The organism is Streptomyces sp. NPDC043854, assembly GCF_056436005.1.
On record NZ_JBWKDK010000002.1, the window covers coordinates 88803 to 115338 of the forward strand.

The following is a 26536-nucleotide window of genomic DNA, read 5'->3' on the forward strand; positions in this document are numbered from 1 at the left end:
GCTGTGATCGACCGCCCTTCCGGCCATACTGCTGCGAAGCATTTCAGGACCGAGGCAGCACCGAGGGGGAGGTCAGGGTGGCCATCACATCACGCGCGCACGCGCCCGGCGGCGCCGCCGGGCCGGCCGCGGGGCCGCCCGCGGCACCCCCGGACGGCCCGGCCCGGCCGGGTACGGCCTGGGCCGAGGGCGCGGAGCGGCTGCGCGCCGCCGCCACGACCGAGCCCGGCCGGCTGCGCATCATCGGCGCCGTCCTGGCCGCGCTGGTGCTCCTGTTCGGCGTGGTGACGGTGTGGGAGGTCTCCGACCGGGTCGCCGCCGCGGACGACGTGGTGGGCCGCAGCCAGCCGCTCAGCGCGGACGCGGCGAGCATCTACCGTTCCCTCGCGGACGCCGACACGGCCTCCTCCAGCGGCTTCCTGGCCGGGGCGGACGAGCCGCGCGAGGTCCGCAAGCGGTACGAGGCGGACATCGCGAACGCCTCCCGGCTGCTGGTGAGCGCGGCCGCCAACACCGCGGCGGACGAGGACTCCCGCAAGCAGATCGCCCTGCTCGGCGAGCAGCTTCCCCGCTACACCGGGCTCATAGAACAGGCGCGGGCCACCAACAAGCAGGGGCTGCCGCTCGGCGGCGCCTACCTGCGCCACGCCAACGAGCAGATGAGCACCCAGCTCCTGCCGGCCGCGCAGCGGCTGTACGAGGCGGAGACGGGCCGGCTCCACCGGGACCACGACGACGCCCGCGCCCTGCCGCTCGCCTCGCTGGGCACCGGGCTGCTCGCGCTGGCCGCGCTGGCGTGGGCGCAGCACCGCAACTACCGGCGCACGAACCGGGTCTTCAACCACGGTCTCCTCGCGGCGACCGCCGCCTCCGTGGTGGTCCTGCTGTGGCTGGCCGTGGGGCACGGGCTGGCGCGGTCGGCGCTGGCCGAGGCGCGCACGGACGGCCAGGAGTCCCTGAAGGTCCTCAACGACGCGCGGATCGCCGCGCTCCAGGCCCGCGCGAACGAGAACCTGACGCTGATCGCGCGGGGCGCCGTCCTGGCCGAGGACAAGAAGTCCGACAAGTACGACGTGGACTACGCGGCCGACATGAAGGACTTGGACGCGGGTCTGGCGAAGGCCCTGCGGCTCGCCGACGACGACCCCGGCAGGGAGCCGGTGTCCCACGCGGCGGACGCCGTCCGGCAGTGGAAGCAGCGGCACGCGGCGGCCCGGGAGACGGACCTGAAGGGCGCCTACGAGGACGCGCTGCCCCAGGTCATCGGGGACAAGGACCACAAGGACAGCAGCGGGGCCTCGTTCGACCGGGTGGACGCCTCGCTGGAGCAGGCCCTCGCCCACGAACAGCAGGAGTTCACCCTGGCGGCCCGCGACGGGCTCGGCGCGCTGGGCGGTCTGATGACGGGTTCGGCGGCCCTGGCCGTCGTCGGCGCCGGTGCGGCCCTGCTCGGCATAGGGCGCCGGCTTTCGGAGTACAGGTGACAGCGATGCGGATACGCGTGAGCCAGGACGGAAGCGGGGACGGGCAGGGCGCCGCCGGAGCCGGCGGCCGCCCGGCCGCCGGGCGCGCCCGCGCGTCCTGGGTGCGCCGTCCGGCCCGCCGGCTGCGCGGCTGGGGCGGGGTCAGCGCGATGGCGGCCGCCTGCGCGGTGACGGCGGCAACCGTGCTGCTGCCGCTGGCCCAGGCGTCCCCGGACGGCGGCCGCCCGGCCGTGGTCCGCCCGCCGGACGCGGTGCCGGCCGCCCCGCAGACGTCCTGGACGCTCACCGACACCTGCCCGGACCCGGAGGCCAGCCTGCGCCCGTCCGGCGGGGACGGGCCCACGACCGAACGGATCCGCAAGGCGGGCAAGCTCGTCGCGGGCGTCGACCAGAACAGCTTCAAGTGGGGCTACCGCAACCCGGTCGACGGCCGCCTCGACGGCTTCGACATCGCCCTGGTCAAGGCCATCGCCAAGGACATCCTGGGCGACGAGAACGCCGTCATCTACCGGGCCATCCCCACCAGCGAGCGCATCCCCGCCCTCCAGGACGGCCGCGTCGACGTCGTGGTCCGCACCATGACGATCAACTGCAAGCGGCTGGAGGACGTCGCCTTCTCGACCGCCTACTTCGAGGCCGGGCAGCAGGTGCTGGCCCCCAAGGGCTCGCCGATCACCGGGTACAACACCACGCTGAAGGGCCGCAGGATCTGCACGGCCGCCGGCTCCACCGCCGAGGCCGCCCTGAAGGGCCAGTCGTACGGCGCGGTGCCGGTCAGCGTGCCCAACCAGCTGGACTGCCTGGTCCGGCTCCAGCTGGGCGAGGTGGACGGCATCATCACCGACAACGCGCTGGCGGCCGGCCAGGCCGCGCAGGACCCGTCGGTGCGGCTCGTCGGCTCCCCGTTCACCAAGGAGTTCTACGGGGTGGCCATGAACAAGGAGGCCGCCGACCTGGTGCGGCGGGTCAACAAGGTGCTGGAGGGCTACCGCGCCGGCGGTGACGGCAGCCCCTGGATGCAGGCCTACACCACGCACCTCAAGCCGGTGCTGCCCGGTGTGGCCGGTCCGCCCGCTCCCAAGTACCGGGACTGAGGCCGGTGGCAGAGCGGGAACCCGACGGCAGGAAGGCGGAGGCAGGTCAGGTGGAGGCTGGTTCGGCCGTGATGAACCGGGACGACGTCGACCGTGCCCTGGCCCGGCTCGGCGCGGAGCACGAGGCCGTGGAGACCTCGCTGCTCGCCCTCCAGGACCACGCCGGGCGCCGGCTGCTGGAGGGCGCCGACCTGACGGGGGTCACCAAGGAGCGGTGGGCGGCCGCCGATGCCGCCATCACCCGGCTGTGGACGTACTTCGACGCCTACAGCGGGGCGCTGGACGCCGCCCGGGAGATCCGGGAGCGGCGCCGCTGGCCCGCCCGCGAGGAGCTGGTCGAGCTGACCGAGCGGCTGCGCGGGCCCGGCGTGCTGATCGCCGGGGCCGGGGCGGAGGGTGCGGCCATGGCGGAGCGGCTCTCGCTCGCCGAGCTGGTGGCCCGGATGAACGAGCTGTACGCGAGCTCGCTGGACGTGGTGGTGGCCGCCGACGCGGTGTGGTCGGCGCTGCCCGCCCGGATCGACCTGCTCTCCGCGGAGCTGCGCCGCACCCGCTCCCTCGCCCACTCGGTGGGGGTCCGCCCGGGCGAGCACCCCTCGGGCGACGACCTGGAGGCCATCACCGCCGAACTGACCGGGCTCCGCGCCCGGGTCATCGCCGACCCGCTGGCGTTCTGGCAGCCGGCGGCGGGCAGCTCCGCGCCCGGCGGCGGCCGCCCGGACACCACCCGCTACGACCGGGCCGCGCTCGCGCTGGAGGACGTACGCCGGGAGATCGAGGCGGTGCTGGCCGTTCGGCAGGACGCCGAGCAGCGGCTGATCAGCCTGCGGGACGTGCTGTCGCGGGCCGACCGGACCCTCGCGGAGGCCCGCACGGCCCGCACCGAGGTGCTCGCGAAGATCGCGGCATCGGAGGTTCCGGTGGTGAGCGGACCGCCGACCGCACTCCAGGAGCAGCTGGCCCTCGCGTCCGACCACCGGCGCAACTCCCGCTGGCACCGGCTCTCGCCGCTGCTGGAGGCGCTGGAGGAGCGCGCCGAGGAGGAACTGCGGCGGGCCCGCGACTCGTTGACCGCGGTGACGGCACCGCTGGCGGTGCGGGCCGAGCTGCGGGGGCGGCTGGACGCGTACCGTGCGAAGGTGGCCCGGCACGGGCTGGCGGAGGACCCGCTGCTGGTGGAGCGGTACGACACGGCACGGCGGATGCTGTGGAGCGCCCCGTGCGACCTGCGGGCCGCCGAACACGCCGTGCTGCGCTACCAGCAGGCGGCCGCCGAGTCACTGGCACCGCAGCAGGACCGGCCCGCAGGGCCGGGTGAGGAGGACGCATGAGCCTGGCCGGAACCGCGTGCATGCGCCCCGGCTGCCCGGGGTCGTACGAGGACATGGGCGGCGGCGGGCTGTACTGCGACACCTGCGGGCTGGCGCCCGTCGGCTCCGTCGCGGCCGGCGCGGAGGAGCTGGTGTCCCCGCCGACGGGGATGACGAGCCCGGCACGGCACGCGGACCCGCGGGGCTCGCAGGGCTCGGGCCGGCCGGGGTCCTCGTCGAACTCGTCCTCGGCGCGCTCCTCCCGCTCTTCCCGCTCCTCCGGCTCCTCCGGGACGTCGCGTTCCTCCCGGTCGTCGCGCTCCTCGTCCTCGCGCCGCTCGGTGTCGGGCCGGCTGCCGGGGGTCGCGTCCACCCGCTCGGTGTCGGTGCGCAGTTCGGGCTCGTCGGCCGGCTCCTCGGGCCGCAGCAGGCTGGGGGCCGGGCTGGTCAACGTGCCGGAGGTGCCGCGCCCGGACCCGTCGACGGCGGTGTTGCGGAACCCGGAGGTGCCGGAGCGCAAGCGGTTCTGCTCGCGGTCGGACTGCGGGGCTCCCGTGGGCCGGGCCCGCGGGGACCGGCCCGGCCGGACCGAGGGGTTCTGCACCAAGTGCGGGCACCCGTACTCGTTCGTTCCCAAGCTCCGGCCGGGGGACGTCGTGCACGGCCAGTACGAGGTCGCGGGCTGCCTCGCGCACGGCGGCCTCGGCTGGGTGTACCTGGCGGTGGACCGGGCCGTCGCCGACCGGTGGGTGGTGCTCAAGGGCCTGCTGGACACCGGGGACCAGGACGCGATGGCCGCCGCCATATCGGAGCGGCGCTTCCTCGCCGAGATCGAGCACTCCAACATCGTGCGGATCTACAACTTCGTGGAGCACCTGGACCAGCGGACCGGTTCGCTGGACGGGTACATCGTCATGGAGTACGTCGGCGGCAAGTCCCTGAAGGAGATCGCCAACGAGCGGCGCCGGCCCGACGGCCGCCGCGACCCGCTGCCGGTCGAGCAGGCCTGCGCGTACGGGATCGAGGCGCTGGAGGCCCTCGGGCACCTGCACAGCCGCAACCTCCTGTACTGCGACTTCAAGGTCGACAACGCCATCCAGCAGCAGGACCAGCTGAAGCTGATCGACATGGGCGCGGTGCGCCGGATGGACGACGACCAGTCGGCCATCTACGGCACGGTCGGCTACCAGGCGCCCGAGGTGGCCGAGCTCGGCCCGTCCGTCGCCTCCGACCTGTACACGGTGGCGCGCACGCTGGCCGTCCTCACCTTCGACTTCCAGGGCTACACGAACGTCTTCGCGGACTCGCTGCCGGATCCCGAGCACATCGAGGTCTTCCAGCGGTACGAGTCCTTCTACCGGCTGCTGGTACGGGCCACGGATCCGGATCCGGACCGGCGGTTCTCGTCCGCGCAGGAGATGGCGGACCAGCTGACGGGCGTGCTGCGCGAGGTCGTCGCCCTCCAGACGGGTACGCCGCGGCCGCAGCTGTCCACCCTGTTCGGGCCCGAGACCCGGGTCCCGGACACGCGGCTGTTCGCGGACCTGGCCGGCGCGGAGGTGTCCCGGCTGGGCGTGCGGGAGGTGACGGGGCGCCGGGGCGGCGGGCCCGGCTGGTCCGCGCGGCTCGGCGGGGCGGGCCGGGGCGGCCGGGGCGTACCCGTCCGGAGGTCCGCAGCCGCCCCGGCGGCGGCTGCCGCCGCAGCTGCCGCGGTGCCCGCGGGGGCTCCCGCGCCGGGGTCCGCCGTCGCGGCGGCGCCGCTGGGCTCCGAGGCGACCCGGCGCAGCGGCGGCCCCGCCATGGCCGTGGCCGCGTCCGTGCCCGCTCCGAGGCCGGCTCCGACCCCTGGCCCGGCTCCGGCTCCGGCTCCGGCGCAGGAGTCGCTTGTGCTCACCCGGCTGGCGTCACTCGACGCCCGGGACACGGCGCTGGCGCTGCCGGTGCCGCTGGTCGACGCGGGGGACCCCAATGCCGGGTTCCTGGCCGGGCTCCTCGCGTCCGCTCCGGGCGACCTGCTGGGCGCCCTGGGTTCGGCGCCCGCCGACTCGGCCGAACTGCGGCTGCGGGAGCTGCGGGCGCACCTGGAACTGGGCGAACTGGAGGCCGCGGGAGTGGTCCTGACGGACCTGGAGTCCCGCCACCCGGACGACTGGCGGGTGGTGTGGGCCCGCGGCATCGCCTCGCTGGCCGCCGGCGACGACGCGATCGCCGCCCTGTCCTTCGACGCGATCTACGACGCCTTCCCCGGCGAACCCGCGCCGAAGCTGGCCCTCGGCCTGTGCGCCGAGGTCCTGGCACAGCTGGACAACGCCGCCGAGTACTACCGGCTCGTCTGGATCACCGACCCGGGGTTCGTCAGCGCGGCCTTCGGCCTGGCCCGGGTCCAGCTGGCCGCCGGCGACCGGAGCGCGGCGGTGCGCACGCTGGAGTCCGTGCCGGAGTCGTCCATCCACTACACGGCCGCACGGGTGGCAGCGGTACGGGCACGTCTGCGCGACCGGTCTCCCGAGGAGGCCCTGCTGCCTGACCTGACGGCAGCTGCCGTGCAGGTGGAGGCGCTTGAGCGGCTCGGCCTCGACGCGGTGCGCCGCGAACGGCTGTCGACCGAGGTTCTGGGCTTGGCCCTCGACTGGGTACTGTCGGGTAGCCGGGGCAGTGACCCCGGCCGCACCACGCTGCTCGGCAGTCAACTGGACGAGCAGGGCCTGCGCTTCGGCCTGGAGCGCTCGTACCGCGTTCTCGCGCGGCTGGCGCAGCGGGGCGAGGACAGGATCGAACTGGTGGAGCGGGCCAACCGTTTCCGCCCCCGGACGTGGGTGTGAGTGATGTCGATGCATCGGCTGTCTGGCTGCCCCAGCTGCGCGGAGCCCCTTGAGGAAGGGGACCGTTTCTGCGGGGTCTGCGGCTCCCCCGTCAGCGCGTTCCCGCCTCCCCTCCCCCCGGAGCAGCCCACGCTCGCCCTCCCGGCCCCGGCGCCGGCCCCGCCCGGAGCCCCCGCCGCCCCCGGCGGCCAGTGGCACCCGGCCCCGCCGCCCCCGGGCGGACCTGCCGCGGCGCCTGCGGCGATCCCGGCTCCCGCCGCCACCCGGGAACCCTCGGCCGCGGCGGCGGACGGGTATCCCCTCGCGGGCCCCGAGCCCGGGTGGGGCGCGGCCGCAGCCGCGGCCCCCTGGTCCGCTCCTGCGGGGCAGGCGCCGCAGGGCGGGGTGTTCGGCGGCGGCGAGACCCGCCACGACCGCCCCGGCGGCGGCCCGCACTGGGGCACGGACGAAGCCCCGTACGGCAGCACGTACGCCGGCCGGGAGGACCCGTACGGCACCCGGGCGGCGGCCGGACACGAGCCCCGGCACACCGGCGCCCCCGCCGGGCACGACCCGTACGCGGCGGCCCCGCCCGCGCCGGAGCCCGGGTACGTCGGCACCCCGCAGGGCCGGCAGAACCCGTACGGTGCCCCCGCGGCGGGCGGCGAGCCCCCGCACGGCAGCGGCCCCGCCGCGTACGACGCCCCGTACGACACCCCGTACGGCAGCGCGCCCGCGGGCCAGGAGAACCCGTACGGCACGGGCGCCCCGCAGGGGGCGGGCACCCCGCAGGGGACCGGCGGGAAGACGTGTGTCGCCTGCCGGGCCGGGCAGGTCGACACCGACGGGTACTGCGAGCACTGCGGGCACGCCCAGCCCCGGGAGCGGGACCACGTCGAGGAGGCCCTCGGCAGTGTGGCCGCCGTCAGCGACCGCGGGCTGCGCCACCACCGCAACGAGGACTCGTTCGCGGTGGCGGCCACCGCCCTGGGCGACGGCTCCACCGCCACCGTGGCCATCGTCTGCGACGGCGTCTCCTCCGCCAGCCGCCCCGACGACGCCTCGGCCGCCGCGGCCGCCGCGGCCAACGAGGCCCTGCTGGACGCCCTCCCCCGCGGCACCCACCCGCAGGAGGCCATGCACGAGGCCATCATGGCCGCGGCGGCCGCGGTGGCCGCCCTGGCGCCGGAGGTCCCGGGCGCCCAGAACGCCCCGGCCTGCACCCTGGTCGGCGCGGTCGTCTGCGGCGGCCTGCTGACCATCGGCTGGGTCGGCGACAGCCGCGCCTACTGGGTCCCGGACGACCGCAGCGCACTGCCCCGCCGCCTGACGGAGGACGACTCCTGGGCCGCGCAGATGGTCGCGGCGGGCCTGATGGGTGAGGCCGAGGCCTACGCCGACGTCCGCGCGCACGCCATCACCGGCTGGCTCGGGGCCGACGCGTACGACCTGGAGCCGCACACGGCCACGTTCAAGCCGGACCACGCGGGCGTCGTGGTCGTCTGCACGGACGGCCTGTGGAACTACGCCGAGTCCGCGCTGGAGATGGCCCGGGTCCTGCCCGCGGACGCCGCGTTCCGGCCCCTGCACAGCGCGCAGGTCCTGGTGGGGCACGCCCTCGACGGCGGCGGCCACGACAACGTGACCGTGGCCGTGGTGCCGTTCGCGGCGCCGCCCGGCGGCGAGCCGGAGCCCGACCGGGCCGGCACCGCCCGCACCGGCTCGAACGCGAACACCACGAACACCACGAACACCACGAACACCACGAACACGAACACCACGCGCACGACCACCACGGACACGGACGCACGCACCGACACGGAACCCGAAGCGGAAGCAGGAGCGGCACGCCCCCAGGCCTGACCGGACCTCCCGGACCCGACCGGGCCGGAGCCGACCCGCTCCCCCACCCCCTGCTCTAGGAGTCCCCCCGATGGCGAACTTCGCCAAGCCGAGCGCCCCGCGCTTCAGCGTGGAGGTGTACCAGAACGAGTTCCTTCCCGAGGGCGGGCGCGAGGTCCACGCCATCGTCTCGGTGACCTCGACCGGCGGCGCCACCGCCACCCGTGCGCCGGCCGCCCGCGGCGGGGCGGCCGTCGTGATCATGGTCGACTGCTCGGGGTCCATGGAGTACCCGCCGGAGAAGATGCGCGGCGCCCGCGAGGCCACCGCCGCCGCGATCGACACCCTGCGCGACGGCACCTCGTTCGCCGTCATCGCCGGGAACCATGCGGCCAAGGAGGTCTATCCCGGCCGGGGCGGCCTCGCCGTCGCCGCACCGGTCACCCGCGCGGAGGCCAAGGAGGCCCTGCGCGGCCTCGAAGCGGGCGGCGGCACCGCCATCGGCACCTGGCTGCGCCTCGCCGACGGCCTGCTGCGCGGATCCACGGCCCCCATCCGGCACGGCATCCTGCTGACCGACGGCCGCAACGAGCACGAGGACCCGGCCGTGCTGCGCGCCACCCTCGACGCCTGCGCGGGCCGCTTCACCTGCGACGCCCGCGGGGTGGGCACCGACTGGGAGGTCGACGAGGTCAGGGGCATCGCGAGTGCGCTGCTCGGGTCCGCCGACATCGTGGCCGATCCCGCGCACCTCACCGAGGACTTCACGCGCATGATGGAGAAGGCCATGGGCAAGGAGGTCGCGGACGTCGCCCTGCGGCTGTGGACCCCGGTCGGCGCGGAGATCCAGTACGTCAGGCAGGTCGCCCCCGCCGTCCAGGACCTCACCGGCCGCCGCACCGGGGCCGGCCCGCGCGCCGGGGACTACCCGACGGGCTCCTGGGGCGACGAGTGCCGCGAGTACCACGTGTGCGTCCGCGTGCCCCCCGCGGCGGTGGGGCAGGAGATGCTGGCTGCCCGCGCCTCGATGGTCCTGCCCGGGCCGCCGGGCGGGCAGCCCACCGTGCTCGGCCAGGGACTGGTCCGGGCGGTATGGACCTCCGATCCGGCCGCCTCCACCGCCATCAACCCGCAGGTCGCCCACTACACCGGACAGGCGGAGCTGGCGCAGGCTATCCAACAGGGCCTCCAAGCACGCAAACTGGGCGATGTCGGCGGTGCCACGGCCAAGTTGGGGCGAGCGGTGCAGCTGGCGAGCGTCTCCGGTAACGCGGACACGGCCAAGCTGCTGGCGAAGGTGGTGGATGTGGTCGACGCCGTGGCGGGTACTGTGCGGCTGAAGGCGAAGGTCGCGGATGCCGACGAGATGACTCTCGAAACGCGTTCGGTCCAGACCGTCCGAGTGAAGAAGACCTGAGAAGACCTGAGAAGACCTGCGAGGGCCTGACGCGATGGCGCAGGCCGAAGGGGGAAGAGCCGCCATGCCGACCTGCCCGAACGGGCACCAGTCCGCCTCCGACGACTGGTGCGAGGTCTGCGGCCACCGCATGTCTGCCGCCCAGGACGCGTCCGCCGCGTCCGCCGCGTCCGCCGTGCCCTCCTACGGCTACGGCTACCCTCCCACCACCGGTGAGCCGACCGCCCAGGCCGAGCTCTGCCCGCAGTGCCGGACCCCGCGCGAGGCCATGGCGCCCTTCTGCGAGGAATGCCGGTACAACTTCCTGACGCGGTCGGCGACCTCGTACTCCCCGCTCGGGCAGGCGGCGGGGGCCGCAGCCGCGCCGCCGCCCCCGCCGCCGGCTCACGCGCCGCAGCCTTTCCCGCAGGATCCCTTCGACTACCAGGGCTCGCGGCCGTCCCGGGTGAACCGCCCGGCCGAGCCGCTTCAGCGGGAGGACGACTGGCTGCTCCAGCCGCCGTCGCACGAGCAGCACCAGGCTCCGCCGCAGCAGTACCGGCAACCGGAGTACCAGCAGCACCACGCATACCAGCAGCCCCACCAGCCGCAGCACTCGTCGCCCCAGCACCAGCAGCACCAGCCGCAGCACTCGTCGCCCCAGCAGCACCAGCCGCAGCCGCACCAGTCGCAGCCCTTCCCGTCGCAGGGCGGCGGCTCCTGGACCGCGACGATCGGCCCCGACCGCTCGTACTTCCTGGCGATGATGCAGCGCAGCGGCCCCGAGGCGGCCGCCCTCAGCCTGCCCGCCTACTCCCCGGAGCAGCACCTTCCGCTCACCGGCGGCCAGATCACCATCGGCCGGCGCCGCGCCTCCACGGGCGAGTCCCCCGACATCGACCTGTCCGTGCCGCCGGAGGACCCGGGCGTCTCCCACCAGCACGCGGTGCTCGTCCAGCAGCCCGACCTGAGCTGGGCGGTGGTGGACCAGAACTCCACCAACGGCACCACCATCAACGGCGGCGAGGACCCGATCCAGCCCTACGTGCCGGTGCCGCTCTCCGACGGCGACCGCGTCCACGTCGGCGCCTGGACCACGATCACCATCCGCCGGGGCTGACCCCGGCCGCATCGGGTCCCTCCGTCTCCCCCAGGGGCCACACGTAGGGGCCCTGGGGGTCGTCGAGCCACGCCCACTGCCCCTCGGCGCTGACCGTCACCCCGAAGCGCTCCCGGGCCGGCCGGCCCTCGCCGCGCCACAGGTCCAGGGCCTCGCGGGGGTGCAGGGCGTCGGCGGTCAGCATCAGCATGAACTGGAACCGCTCGTTCTCCACCAGTTCGTAGGGCAGCCCGTGCGCCGTCCACGCCTCCGCATAGGCGTCGGCCCCCGCCCCCGCACCGGATCCCGCACCGGATCCCGCGCCGGACCCGGATCCGGCGGCGGGCGCCGCCGCGACCGTGGCGCCGCGCAGCGGGACGAAGTACGCCGCGGTGTGCAGGAAGCGGCCCTCCGCGAAGTCGGCGTCGCGTACGCGCAGCGCGATCAGGCCGGTCGACAGCGGGGCCAGGATCCGCGCCCCCGGCCGGCACTGGCCGAGCCAGGCGTGCGGGATCGTCGGCAGCGTGCAGGTCACCAGGATCCGGTCGAACGGCGCCCGGGCGGGGCAGCCGCGCGCCCCGTCCCCGGTGACCACCGTCGGCCGGTAGCCGAGCCGGGCCAGGTGGGACCGCGCCGACTCGGTGATCTCCTCGTCCAGGTCGACCGTGGTGACGTGGTCGTCGCCGAGGCGGTGGCAGAGCAGGGCCGCGTTGTAGCCGGTGCCCGTGCCGATCTCCAGCACGTCGTCCCCGTCGCGCACGTCCAGCGCGGCCAGCATCTTCGCCATCAGCGACGGCTGGCTGCTGGAGGACACCAGCTCGCCGTCGCGCAGCCGGGTCGCGAGCGGCGCGTCCGTGTAGACCCCGCGCAGCCAGCGGGCCCGGCGGGCCGGATCCGGGTCCTCGCCCCACAACCGCTCGTGCCCGGCGCCCCGGCCGGTGAAGAACCAGGGGACGAAGACGTGCCGGGGCACGGCCGCGAACGCCGCCCGCCAGACGGGATCCTCCAGCACCCCGGCCGCGGTCAACTCGCGCACCTGGGCGGCGTGCGCGGTGGCCAGCAGGTCCCGCGCCCCGGTGTGCGCGGTCTGCGCGGACCGCGGGGAACGTGCGCCCATGGCTCCACTGTCCTGCGGCGGCCCCCGGGAAGCGAACCGTGGTCCACCGCCGTCGGCGGTGGACCTAAGACCTCCGTCCTCCGTCCGGGCGTCTGAGACGATGGTCGGGTGAACGAGATTCCGCGGGACACGCTTCAGGAGCAGACCTTCTACGAGCAGGTGGGCGGCGAGGAGACCTTCCGCCGTCTGGTCCGGCGCTTCTACCAGGGGGTGGCGCAGGACCCGCTGCTGCGCCCGATGTACCCGGAGGAGGACCTCGGACCGGCCGAGGAGCGGTTCGCCCTGTTCCTGATGCAGTACTGGGGCGGCCCGACCACCTACAGCGAGAACCGGGGCCACCCGCGCCTGCGGATGCGGCACGCCCCCTTCCAGGTGGACCGGGCCGCGCACGACGCCTGGCTGCGCCACATGCGCGAGGCCGTCAGCGAGCTGGCCTTGGCGCCCGAGCTGGAGGCGCAGCTGTGGCGCTACCTGACGTACGCCGCAGCCTCGATGATCAACACTGGGGACTGAGCGGCCGTACAAGAGCCCTCGTACGAGCGCCCGCACCGCGCCCGTACGGGGCACGGGCCCGCGGCTCGCGGTACGCGGCGCCCCCTCCCGGGAACCTCTCCGCCGAACCCGACCGACGGAGATTGGAGGTCCCATGTCCCAGGAGGCGGACGAAGCCGTGGCTCCCAAGACCGATGCGGACGAAGCGGCCCTGGAGCGTGCTCTCTCAGCGGGCCGGTCCGGCGCTCCCCCCGGCCGGACGGACAACTCGAGCCCGACAGGCGCTCTGACCCGGTCCGACGGAAGCCCGGCCGCCCGCAGGCAGCCGGGCGGGGAATAGGAGGCACGCCATGGCGCTGAGGCTCAAGAACAACCACGAGCGGGAAGTCTGGGCGATGGTCGAGCGCTACCAGCCCAACTGCTCCGCCAGCAGCAACTGGTTCAAGGAGGGCTGGTGGAAGATCGCACCCCAGCAGAGCGTCGTCGTCTACGGCGGTGACCCCCGCGCCGTGAACCCGGTCTGGTACTGCTACGCGTATTCGGAGGACGGCACCGAGTGGCGGGACAAGTACCAGGAGACGGTCCCGCCCCGGATCTTCGAGTGGTGTTCGAACGTCTCGGACTCGACCTGCCGGACGATCCTCATGGTGGAGTTCACGGTGACCGCCCAGAACTTCACGTTCAACTTCAACCCGTAGTCCGCCGGACCGGCCCGGCGTGACCGCCCGACCGCTCGCCCGCATCCGGCGGGCGGGCGGTCCGCCGTGTCAGACCGGGCGGACCTGGAGGGCGCCCAGGCCGGCGGCGCGGCCGGGGCGGCGCAGGGCGATCGAGCCGTACGGGGTGCGCAGGCGCAGCCAGCCGCCGGACGCGAGCAGCGCCACCGGGTCGGCGGCGGCCGCGGGCGCGGGCGCCTGCCCGGCGGGCCCGGCCGCGACGGCCGAGCGGACGGGACGCAGGAAGCCCAGGGACTGCGCGGCGTGCACGGCGCGCAGCGGGAGCTCGGTGTCGCCGAGCGTCCGGGACCAGATGTCGCGGCCGATCCGGTCCCGCTCGGACCGGGTGCGGTGCTGCGGGGGCAGGGCCTCGTCGCGGGCCCGGAACTCGGCGACCGCGCCGGCCACGGCGGCCCGCATCGCCTCGGGGCCGGGCAGCCCGGGCAGCTGCCGCCAGCCGCCGCGGGGCGGGAGCACCCCGGCCCAGGGCGGGCCGGTCACGGCCGCGGGCACGACCGCGGCCGCGGAGCCCTCGTCCACGGATTCCAGCAGCTCACCGGCGGAGACGGTGACGTCCAGCGGTGTCGCGGCAGGGGCGGCGAGCCGCACCGTGCGGATGGCGAGGACGTCGAACGACGGCGGCCGTCCGAAGACGGCCAGCGCGCCGCCGCCCGCCTGGAGGCGGACCGCGGCGGCACGGTCGTAGTGCACCAGCCGGCCCAGGAAGGCGGCCAGGTCGGCCGCCTCCCCGGGGTCGGCGAAGCGCAGCTGCCCGGTCATGCCGCCAGGCGCCCTTCGGAACGCTTCGCGGACGACGCCTTAGGCGCGGGCTCGTCGAGGTACTCCCCGAGGAAGCGTCGCTCCTCCTCGGTGATGCGGCGGGGCCGCCCCTCGGCGAGGTTGTACGGCACGACCACGGTCTCGGCGCGCACGTACACCGTCTCGGGCCGGTCCTCGGTCGCCTCGTCCTTGACCTCGTAGCGGATGGTCAGGGAGGCGGCGCCGATCCGGGTCACCCAGGACTCGATGAGCACCGGCTCGTGGCGGTGGACGAGGGGCAGCTTGTAGTCGATCTCGTGGCGGGCGACGACGGAGCCGCCCGTGAACGAGTCGCTGCCCTCACCCGGCGCCAGGCGGAACATGAAGTCGATCCGCGCCTCCTCCAGGTAGCGGAGGAAGACGACGTTGTTGACGTGCCCGAAGGCGTCCATGTCCGCCCAGCGCAGGGGGCACCGGTAGTGGTGTCTGGCCATGTGCCGACCTCAGCCCCGGGTGAGCTTCTTGTAGGTGGCGCGGTGCGGACGGGTGGCGTCCGGACCGAGCCGCTCGACCTTGTTCTTCTCGTAGGACTCGAAGTTGCCCTCGAACCAGAACCACTTCGAGTCACCCTCGTACGCCAGGATGTGCGTGGCGACCCGGTCGAGGAACCAGCGGTCGTGGGAGACGACCACGGCGCAGCCCGGGAAGTCGAGCAGTGCGTTCTCCAGGGAGGACAGGGTCTCGACGTCGAGGTCGTTGGTCGGCTCGTCGAGGAGCAGCAGGTTGCCGCCCTGCTTGAGGGTGAGCGCCAGGTTCAGGCGGTTGCGCTCACCGCCGGAGAGCACGCCCGCCGGCTTCTGCTGGTCCGGGCCCTTGAAGCCGAACGCGGAGACGTAGGCGCGGGACGGCATCTCGACCTGGCCGACGTTGATGTAGTCCAGCTCGTCCGAGACGACCGCCCACAGGGTCTTCTTCGGGTCGATGTTGGCGCGCGTCTGGTCGACGTAGCTGATCTTGACGGTCTCGCCGACCTTGATGTCGCCGGAGTCCGGCGTCTCCAGGCCCTGGATCATCTTGAACAGCGTGGTCTTGCCGGCGCCGTTCGGGCCGATCACGCCGACGATGCCGTTGCGCGGGAGGGTGAAGGACAGGTCGTCGATGAGGACCTTCTCGCCGAAGGCCTTGGAGAGGTTGTTGACCTCGACGACGACCGAGCCCAGGCGCGGGCCCGGCGGGATCTGGATCTCCTCGAAGTCCAGCTTCCGCATCTTCTCGGCCTCGGCGGCCATCTCCTCGTAGCGGGCCAGACGCGCCTTCGACTTGGCCTGGCGGCCCTTGGCGTTGGAGCGGACCCACTCCAGCTCTTCCTTGAGGCGCTTCTGGCGCTTCTCGTCCTTCTTGCCCTCGACCTTGAGGCGCTCGGACTTCTTCTGGAGGTACGTGGAGTAGTTGCCCTCGTATGCGATGGCGCGGCCGCGGTCGAGCTCGAGGATCCACTCGGCGACGTTGTCGAGGAAGTAGCGGTCGTGGGTGATCGCCACGACGGTGCCCTTGTACTGGGCGAGGTGCTGCTCCAGCCAGTTCACCGACTCGGCGTCGAGGTGGTTGGTGGGCTCGTCGAGGAGCAGCAGGTCGGGGGCCTCCAGCAGGAGCTTGCACAGCGCGACGCGGCGCTTCTCACCACCGGAGAGGTTGGTGACCGGCCAGTCGGCGGGCGGGCAGCCCAGGGCGTCCATGGCCTGCTCAAGCTGGGCGTCCAGGTCCCAGGCGTTGGCGTGGTCCAGGTCCTCCTGGAGCTTGCCCATCTCCTCCATGAGCTCGTCCGTGTAGTTCGTGGCCATCTCCTCGGCGATGGCGTTGAACCGGTCGAGCTTGCCCTTGATCGCGGCGACACCGTCCTGGACGTTCTCCAGGACGGTCTTGTTCTCGTCGAGCTTGGGCTCCTGCATGAGGATGCCGACGGTGTAGCCGGGCGACAGGAAGGCGTCACCGTTGGACGGCTGCTCCAGACCGGCCATGATCTTCAGGACGGTGGACTTACCGGCACCGTTCGGGCCGACCACACCGATCTTCGCTCCGGGCAGGAAGCTCAGGGTGACATCGTCGAGGATCACCTTGTCGCCGTGCGCCTTGCGCGTCCTGCGCATGGTGTAGATGAACTCAGCCAAGAGAAACCGTCCGGCAGATCGATGGATGGGCAGATACACCCCATAGTGCCAGCCGTCCACCCCGGGGCGGAAACCCGTATGGTCAGGGCCCCTGATCAGCGCCGAAGCGCCCCCGGGCCCCGGGCTCAGAACCGTTCACCGGCGGTGGGGGGCCGGGCGGCCGTGCCGGGCGGGCCGGGAGGCGGGAACGGCCTCGGCCGGCGGGGCGGGGGCCGGGCGGGCGGGGGCCGGGGCCGAGGGGCCGTCGCGGTACACGGTCAACGCCTCCGGGAGCTTGTCGAGGACGAGCGAGCCGGGGGCCGGGGCGCACTCGCCGTCGTACGCGAGCGGAGTGCCGGGCGGGATCCCGGCGATGCGCAGGCTGCGCAGACGGGTGGCGATGTGCACCGGCGAGCGCGAAAACGGTCCCGCGAGGGCTGCGGCAAGGAGGCGCGGGCCGGGGCGGCCGCCGCCGTGGACGAGGCGGACGTCGAGCAGGCCCTCGCCCAGGCCGTCGCGGCGGCGCGGGGCCGCACCGCTGCCGTGGTAGGTGCCGTTGCCCGCGAACAGCAGCCAGACGCTCCGGGGCTGCCCGGCCAGCCGGAGCGCCACGGGACGCTGGGTGCGCAGCACCCGCCAGGCGGCCAGCAGCGCGGCGGGCAGGTACCCGATCCGCGGCTCCCACCGCATCCGGTACCGCAGCAGCTCGGGATAGGCCCCGATGCTGAAGGTGTTCAGGAAGTACCCGGGCCGTCCCTCGCCCCCGCCGGAGTCTGCGGGGCCGGGCCCACCGTCGTCGGCTCCGCCCGGCTCGGCCTCGGCCTCGGCCTCGGACGCACCTGCCCCGGCCGGGGACACCGGTCCGACCGCCGACGCCTCCCCTGGCGAGACCGCCGGCCCAGGCGGCGGCACCGGACCGGGCGGGAACACCGGACCCGGCGAAGGCCCCGAACCATGTGGGGGCACCGGGCCGGCTGAGGGCTCTGGACCCGGCAGGGGCCACGGCCCCAGCGGGGACACCGGACCTCCGGGCAAGGGTCCCGGCCCAAACGGGGAGGCCGGACCCAGCGGAGGTGTCGGGCCCAGCGGGGATGTTGGATCGGGCAGGGACGCCGGGCCGGGCAGCGGCCCGGAACCGGGCGGGGACGCCGGCCCCGGCGAGGGCCCCGGAGCAGGCGGGGACAGCGGACCGGGCGCGGGTGTCGGGCCGGGCGGGGGTGTCGGGCCGGGCGGGGGCGCTGGGCCAGGCGAGGGCCCCGGACCAGGCGAGGGCCCCGGACCAGGCGAGGGCCCCGGACCAGGCGAGGGCCCTGGAGCAGGCGGGGGCGTCAGGCTGGGCGGCGGGGTCGGCCCCAGCGGCGACACCGGGCCGGGCGGGGCCTCCGCACCGGGCGGGGGCATCGGGACCGGTTCGGAGGCGGGCGCGGCGGGTTCGTGGGGCTCTGGCGGGGTGGGGGTGAAGCGGCCGACGGCGACGCGGACCGCCCGGCCGGCGGCGACGGCGCGGCAGGTGCCCGTGGTTCCGGTCAGTCCGAGGTCCTGCGCGAAGTGGTTCAGCGTGCCGCCGGGGAACACCGCGAGCGGCACCCCGGCCCGCAGCGCGGCGGTGGCGGCCGCGTTGACCGTGCCGTCACCCCCGTAGGCACCCAGCACGGCGGCCCGGGAGGCCGCCGCCGCCAGCGTCCCGGCCAGCTGCTCACCCCCGCACTCGACCACCTCTGCCTTGGGAAGCCTGGCCTGCAGGACGTCGAGTTCCGCGGCCGCCGCGCTGCCCGCCCCGGCGTTGACCACGACCACGAGCCCGGCTCCGTCCGGCAGGGCGGGCGCGTCGGCGTCCGCGGGCTCGTCTCCGGGCCGGGCCCGGGCCGCCTCCACGCGCGCCGCGATACGACGTACGGCGAAGCCGGCGGCAACGCCCAGCGCCGCCCCCGCGACCACGTCGGACGGGTAGTGCACGCCCGTGTACACGCGGGAGAACGCCACGGACGCAGCCACAGGAGCCAGCGCGGCGCCCCAGCCCGGCGAATGGAGCGCCAACCCCGTGGTGAAGGCGAACGCCGACGCCGAGTGCCCGGACGGGAACGAGGTGGTGATCGGCTGCGTGGCGAGCTGCCGCACCGCGGGCACCCCGTCCAGCACCGGCCGGGCCCGGCGGACGGACCACTTGCCGACGGTGTTGATCGTCGCGGAGGCCAGGGCCAGCGAGCCGACCGCGCGCACCGCCGCCTGGCGGGCCGTTGCCGAGCCGGACGCTGCGATCACGGCGGCGGCCCCGCCCCACAGCACCCCGTGGTTCGCGGCCCGCCCGAGCCGCGGCAGCACGCGCTCGCCCCCCGGCCAGTGCCGTTGGGCCACCACGTCGAACAGCGCCCGGTCCCATCGCGCGGCAGCGCCCCGCCATGTCAGCTTGTGCTCGGCCATGGCCCCCGCCTACCCAGGACCACGCCCGGAAATCAGCCCGCCCCCGGACCGTACCGAGCCCCGCCACCCCCCGGCCGCGCCGTGCCCGGCCCGACCAGGGCCGAGCCTGCGCTCCAGGCCGAGCCGGGCCGGGCCGCGCCGGTCCCCGCCGGGGGCGGGCGGTGCGCCCGTCGGGCGGGGTCAGGCGCGGTCTTCCTCGTCCTGGGGGCGTTTGCGGACCATGAGGACCACCAGGCCGCCCAGGACCACCAGGCCCACCGCCAGCGAGGCGATCACCGGGGTGGCCGCGGAGCTGCCGCTGGTGGCGAGCCGCTCCTCCTCCGGGCTGGACGAGGACGGGGTCGCCGCCGCGCCGGCCGCCTGCGTGACCGGGGTGCCGTCGCCGGCCGTGCCCGCAGCGGCCACCAGCTGCTGCGGCCAGACCGCCGTCGCCTGGGCCGCGGTCGCGGACTCGCTGGACCCGGCCACGATTTGTGCCTGGGCCGGGAGGCCGCTGGTGAAGACCCGGCCGACCGGCACCTTCATGGAGCCCTGGACGGTGACCGAGGCGGTTCCGTCCGGGGTGCCCGCCGGCACCTCGAAGTACAGCCGGCTCCCGTTGGCCGCCGCCGTGACCGGCTTCCCCTCGGCGTCGACGACCCGCACGCCCATGGCCACGGCCGCCGCGTCCGGGGTGACCGCCACACTCTGTGCACCGGTGCGCACGGTGACCGGGCCGATCCGGCCGCCCACGGGTCCGGACACGCTCCCCGGTTCCAGCCGCAGCGAGGCCGGCGGCTCATGCATGCGGCCCGCCGCCCGCTGGAGGTAGTCGGCCAGCTTCTCCGCGTCCGGGTCGGCGGCCTCCACCGGGGCCCCGTCCGCCAGCCGCCAGATCGCCACCTGCGTCCCGGCCGCCGCGCTCTCCGCGGTGAGCGCCCCGGCTCCGGCCGCCTTGGCGAGCCCGGCGAGATCGTTCAGCTGGGGGTAGGAGTGCTCCAGGACCCACCGGATCCGGCCGGCCTCGGCGTTCCCGCCGAGCGGGCTGCTGCTCCAGCCGCTCTCCGTGTACCGGGCCAGCGGCTGGGCGTTGCCCGCGACGCCGACCCCGTACGTCTGGAGCATGCCGCCGCCGTCGACCCGCATTTCGAAGAGCCCGGCCGGAATCTGCCGGACCGACCCGTCGGGGGCGCGCAGGACGGCCTGCCCGTAGGTCTTGAGCCCGTCCAGTACGGCGCTCGCGCCCTCCGGCGGCCGGGGGGCGGGGCTCCCGGTGTCGGCGGCGGCCCGTGCGGCGGGCCCGGCGGTGAGGGCTGCGGCCAGCAGCGCCACCGCCAGCGGCCGTCGCGCGGACGCCCGCCCGGCAGCGGTGGGCCCGGCAACGGTCGACCCGGCGGCAGCCGATCCGGCAGCAGCCGGACCGGCAACCGCAGGCGCCGCGGGATGGAGCGCAGCAGTGAGCGAAGCAGGAGAGGAATCAGAAGCGGAGGGTGCGGGAACGCCAATCGACACAGTCTTCCCCTTCGGGCCAGTGACCCAGGTGCCCGTGAGTACCGGGGAATCCTAGCTGTCTCGAACACTCAGACCACCGCCGCCTTCTGAGTGGCCATCAGCGCGGGTTCGGCCCTGACCACCCGCCGGAAGGCGGCGGTTCCCCGGTTGAGGTCGTGGCCGATGGCGGTCGCGTCGATCTCCGCCGAGAACCAGCGGTTCCCTTCGGTGTCTGGCGGGTCGTCCCGCACCCGTAGCCGCCCGTGCACCACCAACGGCTCCCCGACCGAAACGGATCCGGTCAGGTTGACCGCGAGAGTGCGCCGGGCCCACACGGTGTAGAAGCTGGTCGCTCCGTCCGCCCACGCGTCCTTGCGACGATCAAAATACCGTGGTGTCACGGCGAAACGGAACCTGGCCGACGGCCCGTTGGCGGTCTCCTTGTAGTCGATCTGCGTGGCCACGTAGCCGATCAGCGTCACCAGGGTGTCGTTCATCCCGGTCCCTCCCCCACATCTGCACTGCACGGACCGGCACGGGCCTTCCGCACCGGACACCGCCATGCTGGCTCCATCGACCGAACTCCGCTCGCCGCTGTGGACTACTGACGGGTTGTGGACAACTCGGCCACCGCTGCGTACTGCTCCCGCACCTCCCGGTAGCGCAGCAGCTCCGCCGCCACCGGCTCCAGCACCCGGGCCCGCCCGCAGCCCGCGGCCGCCTGCCGCAGCCGCCGCTCCGCGTCCTGCCCGTACCGCCGTGCCGGACCCCGGGCCGCGATCGAGCAGGCCCACTCCACCAGCGGCCCGCCGACGATGCCCGACGCCATCAGCAGCACCGGCGTCATCAGGTGCGGCTGGAGGACCCCGACGATCTGCCCGACGAGCCACAGCCCGCCGTAGACCTGGACCAGCGTCATGGCGGCCTGCGCGAGCACGGCCACCGGCCACCACGCGGGCCGCGGCGGTTTGGCGCCCGGCACCGCGGAGGCCGCGCCCAGGCTCGCCGTGATCTCGTCCAGCGCCTCGGGCAGCTGCTCGCCGCCGCGTACCGCGGTCTCCCGTACCGCCTGCGCCCAGGGGTCGGGCAGCCTGGTGGTCGCCGCGTCGGCGACGGCCCGTACGGCCTGTTCCACCCGCTGCCGCGCGGTCACCTCCACCTCGGCCGGCGGCTGCGCGCCCGCCGGCCCCCGGCTGCCTGCGGCCACGCCGCCGATCGCGGCCAGGGCGGCCAGCCCCGACAGGGTACGGGGGGCGCGCCGGCTCTCGTACCAGCGCCACAGCCGGAGCCACGGAGTCCCGCACGCCTTCCCGGCGTTGCGCCGCCAGGCCCGCTCGGCGGCGAGCCCGGCCGCGTACGCCCCGACCGCCTCCGCGAGCCGGTCCTCGAACTCGGCTCGGGCCGCCTCGCCGATCTCGGGTCCCGGATGCCCGTCGGCCACGTACAGCGGTCGCAGGCGCGCGGCAGCGCGGTCCACGTCGGCGGCGATCCGGCGGGTGGCCGCACCCCGCTCCTGGGTGAACTGTCCCAGCAGGTCCCTGAGTTCCCCGACGCCCTCGCCGGTGAGCGCGGACAGCCCGAGGACGGTGGCCCCGGGCTCGCCGTGCTCGCCGAGTGCGATGCCGTCCTCGTCGAGCAGCCGCCGCAGGTCGTCCAGGACGAGGTCGGCGGCCTCGCCGGGCAGCCGGTCCACCTGGTTGAGCACGACGAACGTCACCTCGGCGTGCCCGGCCAGCGGTCGCAGGTACCGCTCGTGGAGCACCGCGTCCGCGTACTTCTCCGGGTCCACCACCCACACCACCGCGTCGACCAGAGCCAGCACCCGGTCCACGTGTTCGCGGTGCGCGCCGACCGCGGAGTCCAGGTCGGGCAGGTCCACCAGGACCAGCCCGCGCAGCGCCCCGGTCTCGGTGGTCTCGCGCGGCCGGCGCCGCAGCCGCCCCGGGATCTCCAGCCGGTCCAGCAGTCCGGCGGCGCCGTCGGACCAGCTGCAGGCGATGGGCGCGGCGGTCGTGGGCCGGCGCAGTCCCGTCTCGGAAATCGGCACTCCGGCGAGTGAGTTGAAGAGTGTGGACTTGCCGCTTCCGGTGGCTCCGGCGATCGCGACGACGGTGTGCTGCGACGACAGCCCGCGCCGCGCCGCGGCCTCGTCCAGCACCCGCCCGGCCTCGGCGAGGGTCCTGCCGTCGAGCCGGGTCCGGGAGAGCGCGACGAGCTGGCGCAAGGACTCCAGCCGGGTGCGCAGGGCCTGCGCGTCGGGGCCGGACGGGGGCGGGGGCGTGCGGCCGCCGTCGCCGCCGGCCCCGGACAGGGCCCGGACCAGCGCGTCGTCGTCCTCGTGGCCGTCCTCTCCGTCGCTCCGGCCGCTCCGGCCGCTCCGGTCGATCCGGTCGATCCGGTCGATCCGGTCGATCCGGTCACGCCCATCGATGCCGTCAATGCCGTCAATGCCGTCGATACCGTCGATGCCATCCATCCCGTCGTCGAAGCTGCCGTCACCGATGGCCCGCGGGCGGCGCGAGCGTGCGATGAGTCCGTCGTCCCAGCGGTCGCCGGTGCGGTTGCGGTCGGCCAAGGCGGACACCGCGTCACCTCTCCTTCTGCAGTACGGACAGGGCGGCGATCAGCTCGGCCTGCGGCTCGGGGGTCACCTCGAGGGCCTCCAGCGGGGCCAGCCGCCGGTCCCGTTCGGCGCGCAGCACCTCTTCGAGGTGGTCGGCGACGAGCTCGCCACCCCGGTCGCGCAGCCGTACGGCGGCCTGTGCGCCGATCCGCTCGACGAGCTTCTCGCCGGCGGGCCGGGCCCGCTTGCCGCCGAGGAGGGACGCGACCAGCAGGGCGGCGACGGCGTCGGGGTCGGGCGGAGGCTGCCGGTCGAGCTTGGCGACCTCCTCCTCGGCGAGTTCCTCCAGTACGCGCCGCCACCGCCGGACCGCCAGGCCGATGCGTTCCGCCGCCTCCCGGTCGGGCCCCGGCAGCGGCACGGCCCCGGCAGCCGGTTCGCGCCGCCAGGCCTCGGCGATCCGCTCGTCGGCGGCGGCCACCGCGCACTGGAGCAGCGCGGAGAGGGACTCGGCCAGCGAGTCGAGCAGTTCGTCGGCGGTGGTGTCGAGCGGGTAGCCGCGCCACCGGGTCAGTGCGTCCCCGGCGAGTACGGCGCCCTGGTCGAGCCTGCCCCGGACCCGCTTGCCCTCCTGCCGGTACGCGTCCTCCACCGCGGTGGTGAGCCGCACGGCGGCGGCGTACTGGGCGGCGACGGCGGACGCCAGCTCCGGCATCCGGCGCCGCAGCGAGTCCAGCGCGCCGAACGCGGTGCGGCTGACGGCGTACTGGCGGGCGGCCGGGTCCTGGACGTGGTGGGCGAGCCAGGCGCCGAGCGGTGCGACGGCGCTGGCCGGCAGCAGCCCGCCCCCGCCTGCCGACTCGGGGAGCTCCGGCACGGTGAAGCGGGGTACGTCGCCCAGCCCGGCCCGGGTGAGCAGGGCCGCGTACTGCCGCGAGACCTCGGCGAGCAGCTGGTGCGGGACCCGGTCGAGGACGGTGACGAGGGTGGCCCTGTACTGCTTGGCGGTGCGCAGCAGGTGCCAGGGCACGGCGTCGGCGTACCGGGAGGCGGTGGTGACCATCACCCAGACGTCGGCGGCGCAGATGAGCTCGGCGGCGAGGATCCGGTTCTCGACGACGAGGGAGTCGACGTCGGGGGCGTCGAGGAGGGCGAGGCCGCGCGGCAGCCCGGTGACGGTCTCGATCCGCAGCTCGCGCGCCCCGGAGGCGGTGGCGCGGGCCCCGGGGCGCCCGGCGGCGGGCCTCCCGGGGGCGCGGGCGGGCTCGTCGTCCCCGGGCGCCCAGACCCTCAGCAGGTCGGGCAGCACCCGCATGCCGGCGAACCAGTGGTGGTCGTCCGGGTGGCAGACGAGCACGGGGACGCGGGTGGTGGGCCGCAGCACACCGGCTTCACTCACCTGGCGGCCGACCAGGGAGTTGACGAGGGTGGACTTACCGGCTCCGGTGGACCCGCCGACGACGGCGAGCAGCGGCGCCTCCGGGGACTTCAGCCGCGGTACGAGGTAGTCGTCGAGCTGCGCGAGCAGCTCGGCTCTGGCCTGCCGGGCGCGCGGGGCGCCGGGCAGCGGCAACGGCAGACGCACGGACGCGACCCGGTCGCGCAGGGCGGACAGGGCGTCGAGCAACTGGGGCCGAACATCCAAGGTCACCACATGCGAAGAATGCCCAATTTAGGGCCATTTTTGAAGCCTATACACCCCCTGCGCGCCGACCGCGACTCCAGAGGGACCTTCCGGTCAGAGCAGACGGAGTGGGGCGCAGGCATAACGAGTGCACAACACCCAGGGCGCCGCGGCGCAAAAGCGGTGCGAGAATCGCACCTGCCTGCGATTATCGGGACCGCTTCACCGAACCTCCACATCGTGGCACGCGGGTGAAGCAACCGGGACAAGGCGACCGGAGCCCTATCCTTGACCCGGCACGGACGACAGTCCCACCCCCACCCCGGGGCTCCAGGCCACCACGGCCACCTTCCGGCCCCCGTAGCTCAGTGGATAGAGCAGGTGCCTTCTAAGCACTTGGCCGCAGGTTCGAGTCCTGCCGGGGGCGCTCTTCGGTTCATCATTTCGGGGCCCTCCCTTCGGGGAGGGCCTTCGTGCGTTCCGGTGGGGTGTCGGCCCCGCCGCGACGGCTGCGCGGGCGGCGCGGCAGGGGGCGGGGTGGCCGGAAACGGATCCCTTCAGCGGGTTGCCGCTTGGGTGCGCAGGAGGCGTTTGTCCGGTTTCCCCTGGGGGGTCAGGGGGATCTCCCCGCGCCAGAACACCGCCGTCGGCCGGTAGGCCGGGGCGAGGGCCCGCTCCACCAGGTCGCAGGCCTCGGCCGCCGCCGCGGCGTCGGGGGTGCGGCCGGGCGCCGGGACCAGGAAGGCGCAGACCTCCTCGCCGGTGCGGGGGCTGGGGCGGCCCACCACGGCCGCCTGCGCGACCGCGGGGTGGCGGGCCAGGGCGGCCTCCACCGGCAGGGTGTGGACGTTGTCCCCGTCGACCATCACCGCGTCGGCGATCCGGTCGTCGAGGTGGAGGTAGCCGTCCGGATCGAAGTGCCCCAGATCGCCTGTGCGCAGCCAGCCGTCCCGGATCGCGGCGGCCGTGAGGTCAGGCCGCCGCCAGTAGCCGGTCAGCATCGCCGCGGACCGTGTCCAGACCTCGCCCGTCCGCCCCGCGGGCAGCGGCCGCCCGGCCGCGTCGCGCACCTCGACCTGCACTCCTGCCGCCGGGCGCCCCACCGAGGAGAGCAGGCCCGGCCGGTCGGTGACGGCGGCCTCGTGGTCGGCGGCGGTGAGGCGGCAGATGACCGCGGACTCGTTCATCCCGTAGCCCTGCTGCCAGCGGCCGCCCCAGCGGGTGACCGCCTGTCGCAGCCGCTCCGGCAGGATCGGCGCGGCCCCGTACGAGACCACGCTCAGCCCGGGGATGCCGTGTGCCGTCGCCGGATCGTCCAGCAGGCGGTAGACCATGCCGGGCATCAGGTACGTCGCCACCGGCCCCAGCCGCCAGCAGGCGGCCGCGAAGGCGCGGGGCTCGAAGGCCGGCAGGATCTCGGTGCGCCCGCCGGAGCGGAGCTGCTCCAGGCAGCGTCCGCCGGCGCGGTGGGCGAGCGAGGTGACGGATACGTACGCGGGCGGGGCCTCGAACACGGCGGCCTGGCCGGCACCCGAGGCGGACGGTACGGCCTCGCGGCCCGCGCGGCCGTCGGCCCGGGCGGCGAGCGCCCGGAACGTGGACGCCACGCCCTTCGGCACCCCGGTCGTGCCGCCCGTGTACGCCACCCGGGCGATGTCGTCCTCCCGCGCCGCCACCGGCAGCGGCGACGCCTCCCGTCCGGCGGCGGCCCGCAGCAGCCCGTCCAGGCCGAGCCGGGGCACGCCGGTGTCCGGGACCGGCACGTCGTGCACCACGAGGCCGGGGCGGCAGTCCCGCAGGACGAAGTCCACGCCGACGGTGTACGCGTCCGTGACGACCTGGGTCAGCCGCGCCCCCAGCAGGTGCGCGGCCAGCCGCACCTGCACCACCTCCGGCCGGTTGCCGCCGAACACGCAGGCCAGGCCGGTGCCGCGGGCGACTCCGCGGTCCGCCAGCTCGCCCGCCAGCCGGTACACGAGGTCCAGCAGCCCGGCGCAGTCCAGCACCGAGCCGCCCGTCCCGAGCGCGGGCCGGGGCCCGTACCGCTCCAACGCCCCGACCAGGTCCGCGACATACCGTGCGACCACGCCCAACCCCCTCCGCCCTCTCCTCGCGCCTGGAGGCGACCGTACAAGCTCCGCACCGGATCCGGATCCCTCCGGTCGGCGCACCGAAGTCGGGTGCAGCCGGGCGGTATTGAC

Annotated in this window: 19 protein-coding genes and 1 tRNA gene; 10 read left to right on the forward strand and 10 right to left on the reverse strand. The window is 75.2% G+C overall.

What is annotated here, in order from left to right:
* Positions 1-83 precede the first annotated feature (83 nt).
* The 7 genes from AC068A_RS02395 to AC068A_RS02425 all read left to right on the forward strand — a co-directional run bounded on the left by AC068A_RS02395 (position 84) and on the right by AC068A_RS02425 (position 11047).
* Positions 84-1484, forward strand: coding sequence for a hypothetical protein (locus AC068A_RS02395; RefSeq protein ID WP_478580063.1), 1401 nt, complete (start codon positions 84-86; stop codon positions 1482-1484).
* 149 nt (positions 1485-1633) lie between these two features.
* Positions 1634-2578 carry a glutamate ABC transporter substrate-binding protein gene (locus AC068A_RS02400; protein WP_478580066.1) on the forward strand — a complete coding sequence of 315 codons (945 nt, stop codon included), beginning with the start codon at positions 1634-1636 and terminating at the stop codon, positions 2576-2578.
* A 71-nt stretch (positions 2579-2649) separates the two neighbouring features.
* A complete protein-coding gene (locus AC068A_RS02405) occupies positions 2650-3909 on the forward strand; it encodes a hypothetical protein (protein ID WP_478580068.1) in 1260 nt (419 codons plus the stop codon).
* Complete coding sequence (locus AC068A_RS02410) at positions 3906-6710, forward strand: serine/threonine-protein kinase (protein ID WP_478579592.1); 2805 nt, start codon at positions 3906-3908, stop codon at positions 6708-6710. Before AC068A_RS02405 ends, AC068A_RS02410 begins: the two co-directional genes overlap by 4 nt.
* Positions 6711-6713: 3 nt before the next feature.
* Complete coding sequence (locus AC068A_RS02415) at positions 6714-8552, forward strand: PP2C family protein-serine/threonine phosphatase (RefSeq protein WP_478579594.1); 1839 nt, start codon at positions 6714-6716, stop codon at positions 8550-8552.
* Positions 8553-8622: 70 nt separating this feature from the next.
* Positions 8623-9948: a VWA domain-containing protein gene (locus AC068A_RS02420; protein WP_478579596.1), complete on the forward strand. Its 1326-nt coding sequence runs from the start codon at positions 8623-8625 to the stop codon at positions 9946-9948.
* Positions 9949-10012: 64 nt separating this feature from the next.
* Positions 10013-11047 (forward strand): FHA domain-containing protein, encoded by a 1035-nt coding sequence (locus AC068A_RS02425; protein ID WP_478579598.1) that lies wholly within the window; start codon positions 10013-10015, stop codon positions 11045-11047.
* Here the strand turns inward: AC068A_RS02425 and AC068A_RS02430 are convergent.
* Positions 11028-12143, reverse strand: a complete 1116-nt coding sequence (locus AC068A_RS02430) for a methyltransferase domain-containing protein (RefSeq protein WP_478579601.1) — start codon at positions 12141-12143, stop codon at positions 11028-11030. The two genes, AC068A_RS02425 and AC068A_RS02430, sit on opposite strands and share 20 nt — an antisense overlap.
* Before the next feature lie 108 nt (positions 12144-12251).
* On the opposite strand from AC068A_RS02430, the gene AC068A_RS02435 reads away from it, so the two are divergent.
* Both AC068A_RS02435 and AC068A_RS02440 read left to right on the forward strand, forming a co-directional pair.
* A complete protein-coding gene (locus AC068A_RS02435) occupies positions 12252-12656 on the forward strand; it encodes a globin (RefSeq protein ID WP_478579603.1) in 405 nt (134 codons plus the stop codon).
* Positions 12657-12985: 329 nt separating this feature from the next.
* Positions 12986-13333 (forward strand): DUF1036 domain-containing protein, encoded by a 348-nt coding sequence (locus AC068A_RS02440; protein WP_478579606.1) that lies wholly within the window; start codon positions 12986-12988, stop codon positions 13331-13333.
* Between the two features lie 69 nt (positions 13334-13402).
* Here the strand turns inward: AC068A_RS02440 and AC068A_RS02445 are convergent, their stop codons facing one another.
* From AC068A_RS02445 to AC068A_RS02480, 8 genes are all read right to left on the reverse strand, one after another.
* Positions 13403-14131, reverse strand: a complete 729-nt coding sequence (locus AC068A_RS02445; protein ID WP_478579609.1) for a DUF8010 domain-containing protein — start codon at positions 14129-14131, stop codon at positions 13403-13405.
* On the reverse strand, positions 14128-14604 hold the full coding sequence (locus AC068A_RS02450) for an acyl-CoA thioesterase (RefSeq protein WP_478579611.1): 477 nt from the start codon (positions 14602-14604) through the stop codon (positions 14128-14130). The genes AC068A_RS02445 and AC068A_RS02450 overlap by 4 nt, the downstream gene beginning before the upstream one ends.
* Positions 14605-14613: 9 nt before the next feature.
* A complete protein-coding gene (gene ettA, locus AC068A_RS02455) occupies positions 14614-16278 on the reverse strand; it encodes an energy-dependent translational throttle protein EttA (RefSeq protein WP_478579614.1) in 1665 nt (554 codons plus the stop codon).
* Between the two features lie 135 nt (positions 16279-16413).
* The gene (locus AC068A_RS02460; protein ID WP_478579616.1) at positions 16414-18678 is read right to left on the reverse strand and encodes a phosphatase PAP2 family protein; all 2265 of its coding nucleotides are present in this window, start codon (positions 18676-18678) and stop codon (positions 16414-16416) included.
* A 180-nt stretch (positions 18679-18858) separates the two neighbouring features.
* On the reverse strand, positions 18859-19989 hold the full coding sequence (locus AC068A_RS02465; protein ID WP_478579618.1) for a TQXA domain-containing protein: 1131 nt from the start codon (positions 19987-19989) through the stop codon (positions 18859-18861).
* 248 nt (positions 19990-20237) lie between these two features.
* Complete coding sequence (locus tag AC068A_RS02470; protein WP_478579620.1) at positions 20238-20645, reverse strand: single-stranded DNA-binding protein; 408 nt, start codon at positions 20643-20645, stop codon at positions 20238-20240.
* 104 nt (positions 20646-20749) lie between these two features.
* Positions 20750-22732 (reverse strand): GTPase, encoded by a 1983-nt coding sequence (locus AC068A_RS02475; RefSeq protein ID WP_478579622.1) that lies wholly within the window; start codon positions 22730-22732, stop codon positions 20750-20752.
* A 4-nt stretch (positions 22733-22736) separates the two neighbouring features.
* Positions 22737-24356, reverse strand: a complete 1620-nt coding sequence (locus AC068A_RS02480) for an ATP-binding protein (RefSeq protein WP_478580071.1) — start codon at positions 24354-24356, stop codon at positions 22737-22739.
* A 333-nt stretch (positions 24357-24689) separates the two neighbouring features.
* Here AC068A_RS02480 and AC068A_RS02485 point away from each other — a divergent pair.
* Positions 24690-24762 (forward strand) — tRNA-Arg (locus AC068A_RS02485).
* A gap of 130 nt (positions 24763-24892) precedes the next feature.
* On the opposite strand, the gene AC068A_RS02490 is transcribed toward AC068A_RS02485, so the two are convergent.
* The gene (locus AC068A_RS02490) at positions 24893-26422 is read right to left on the reverse strand and encodes an AMP-binding protein (protein WP_478579624.1); all 1530 of its coding nucleotides are present in this window, start codon (positions 26420-26422) and stop codon (positions 24893-24895) included.
* Positions 26423-26536: the final 114 nt, after the last annotated feature.

What these genes read in the sequence shown, in the direction of transcription:
- AC068A_RS02400 (WP_478580066.1), top strand. Translation starts at nt 1,634, where the DNA reads ATGGCGGCCGCCTGCGCGGTGACGGCGGCAACCGTGCTGCTGCCGCTG.
- AC068A_RS02405 (WP_478580068.1), top strand. Translation starts at nt 2,650, where the DNA reads ATGAACCGGGACGACGTCGACCGTGCCCTGGCCCGGCTCGGCGCGGAG.
- AC068A_RS02410 (WP_478579592.1), top strand. Translation starts at nt 3,906, where the DNA reads ATGAGCCTGGCCGGAACCGCGTGCATGCGCCCCGGCTGCCCGGGGTCG.
- AC068A_RS02415 (WP_478579594.1), top strand. Translation starts at nt 6,714, where the DNA reads ATGTCGATGCATCGGCTGTCTGGCTGCCCCAGCTGCGCGGAGCCCCTT.
- AC068A_RS02420 (WP_478579596.1), top strand. Translation starts at nt 8,623, where the DNA reads ATGGCGAACTTCGCCAAGCCGAGCGCCCCGCGCTTCAGCGTGGAGGTG.
- AC068A_RS02425 (WP_478579598.1), top strand. Translation starts at nt 10,013, where the DNA reads ATGCCGACCTGCCCGAACGGGCACCAGTCCGCCTCCGACGACTGGTGC.
- AC068A_RS02430 (WP_478579601.1), bottom strand. Translation starts at nt 12,143, where the DNA reads ATGGGCGCACGTTCCCCGCGGTCCGCGCAGACCGCGCACACCGGGGCG.
- AC068A_RS02440 (WP_478579606.1), top strand. Translation starts at nt 12,986, where the DNA reads ATGGCGCTGAGGCTCAAGAACAACCACGAGCGGGAAGTCTGGGCGATG.
- AC068A_RS02445 (WP_478579609.1), bottom strand. Translation starts at nt 14,131, where the DNA reads ATGACCGGGCAGCTGCGCTTCGCCGACCCCGGGGAGGCGGCCGACCTG.
- AC068A_RS02450 (WP_478579611.1), bottom strand. Translation starts at nt 14,604, where the DNA reads ATGGCCAGACACCACTACCGGTGCCCCCTGCGCTGGGCGGACATGGAC.
- AC068A_RS02460 (WP_478579616.1), bottom strand. Translation starts at nt 18,678, where the DNA reads ATGGCCGAGCACAAGCTGACATGGCGGGGCGCTGCCGCGCGATGGGAC.
- AC068A_RS02470 (WP_478579620.1), bottom strand. Translation starts at nt 20,645, where the DNA reads ATGAACGACACCCTGGTGACGCTGATCGGCTACGTGGCCACGCAGATC.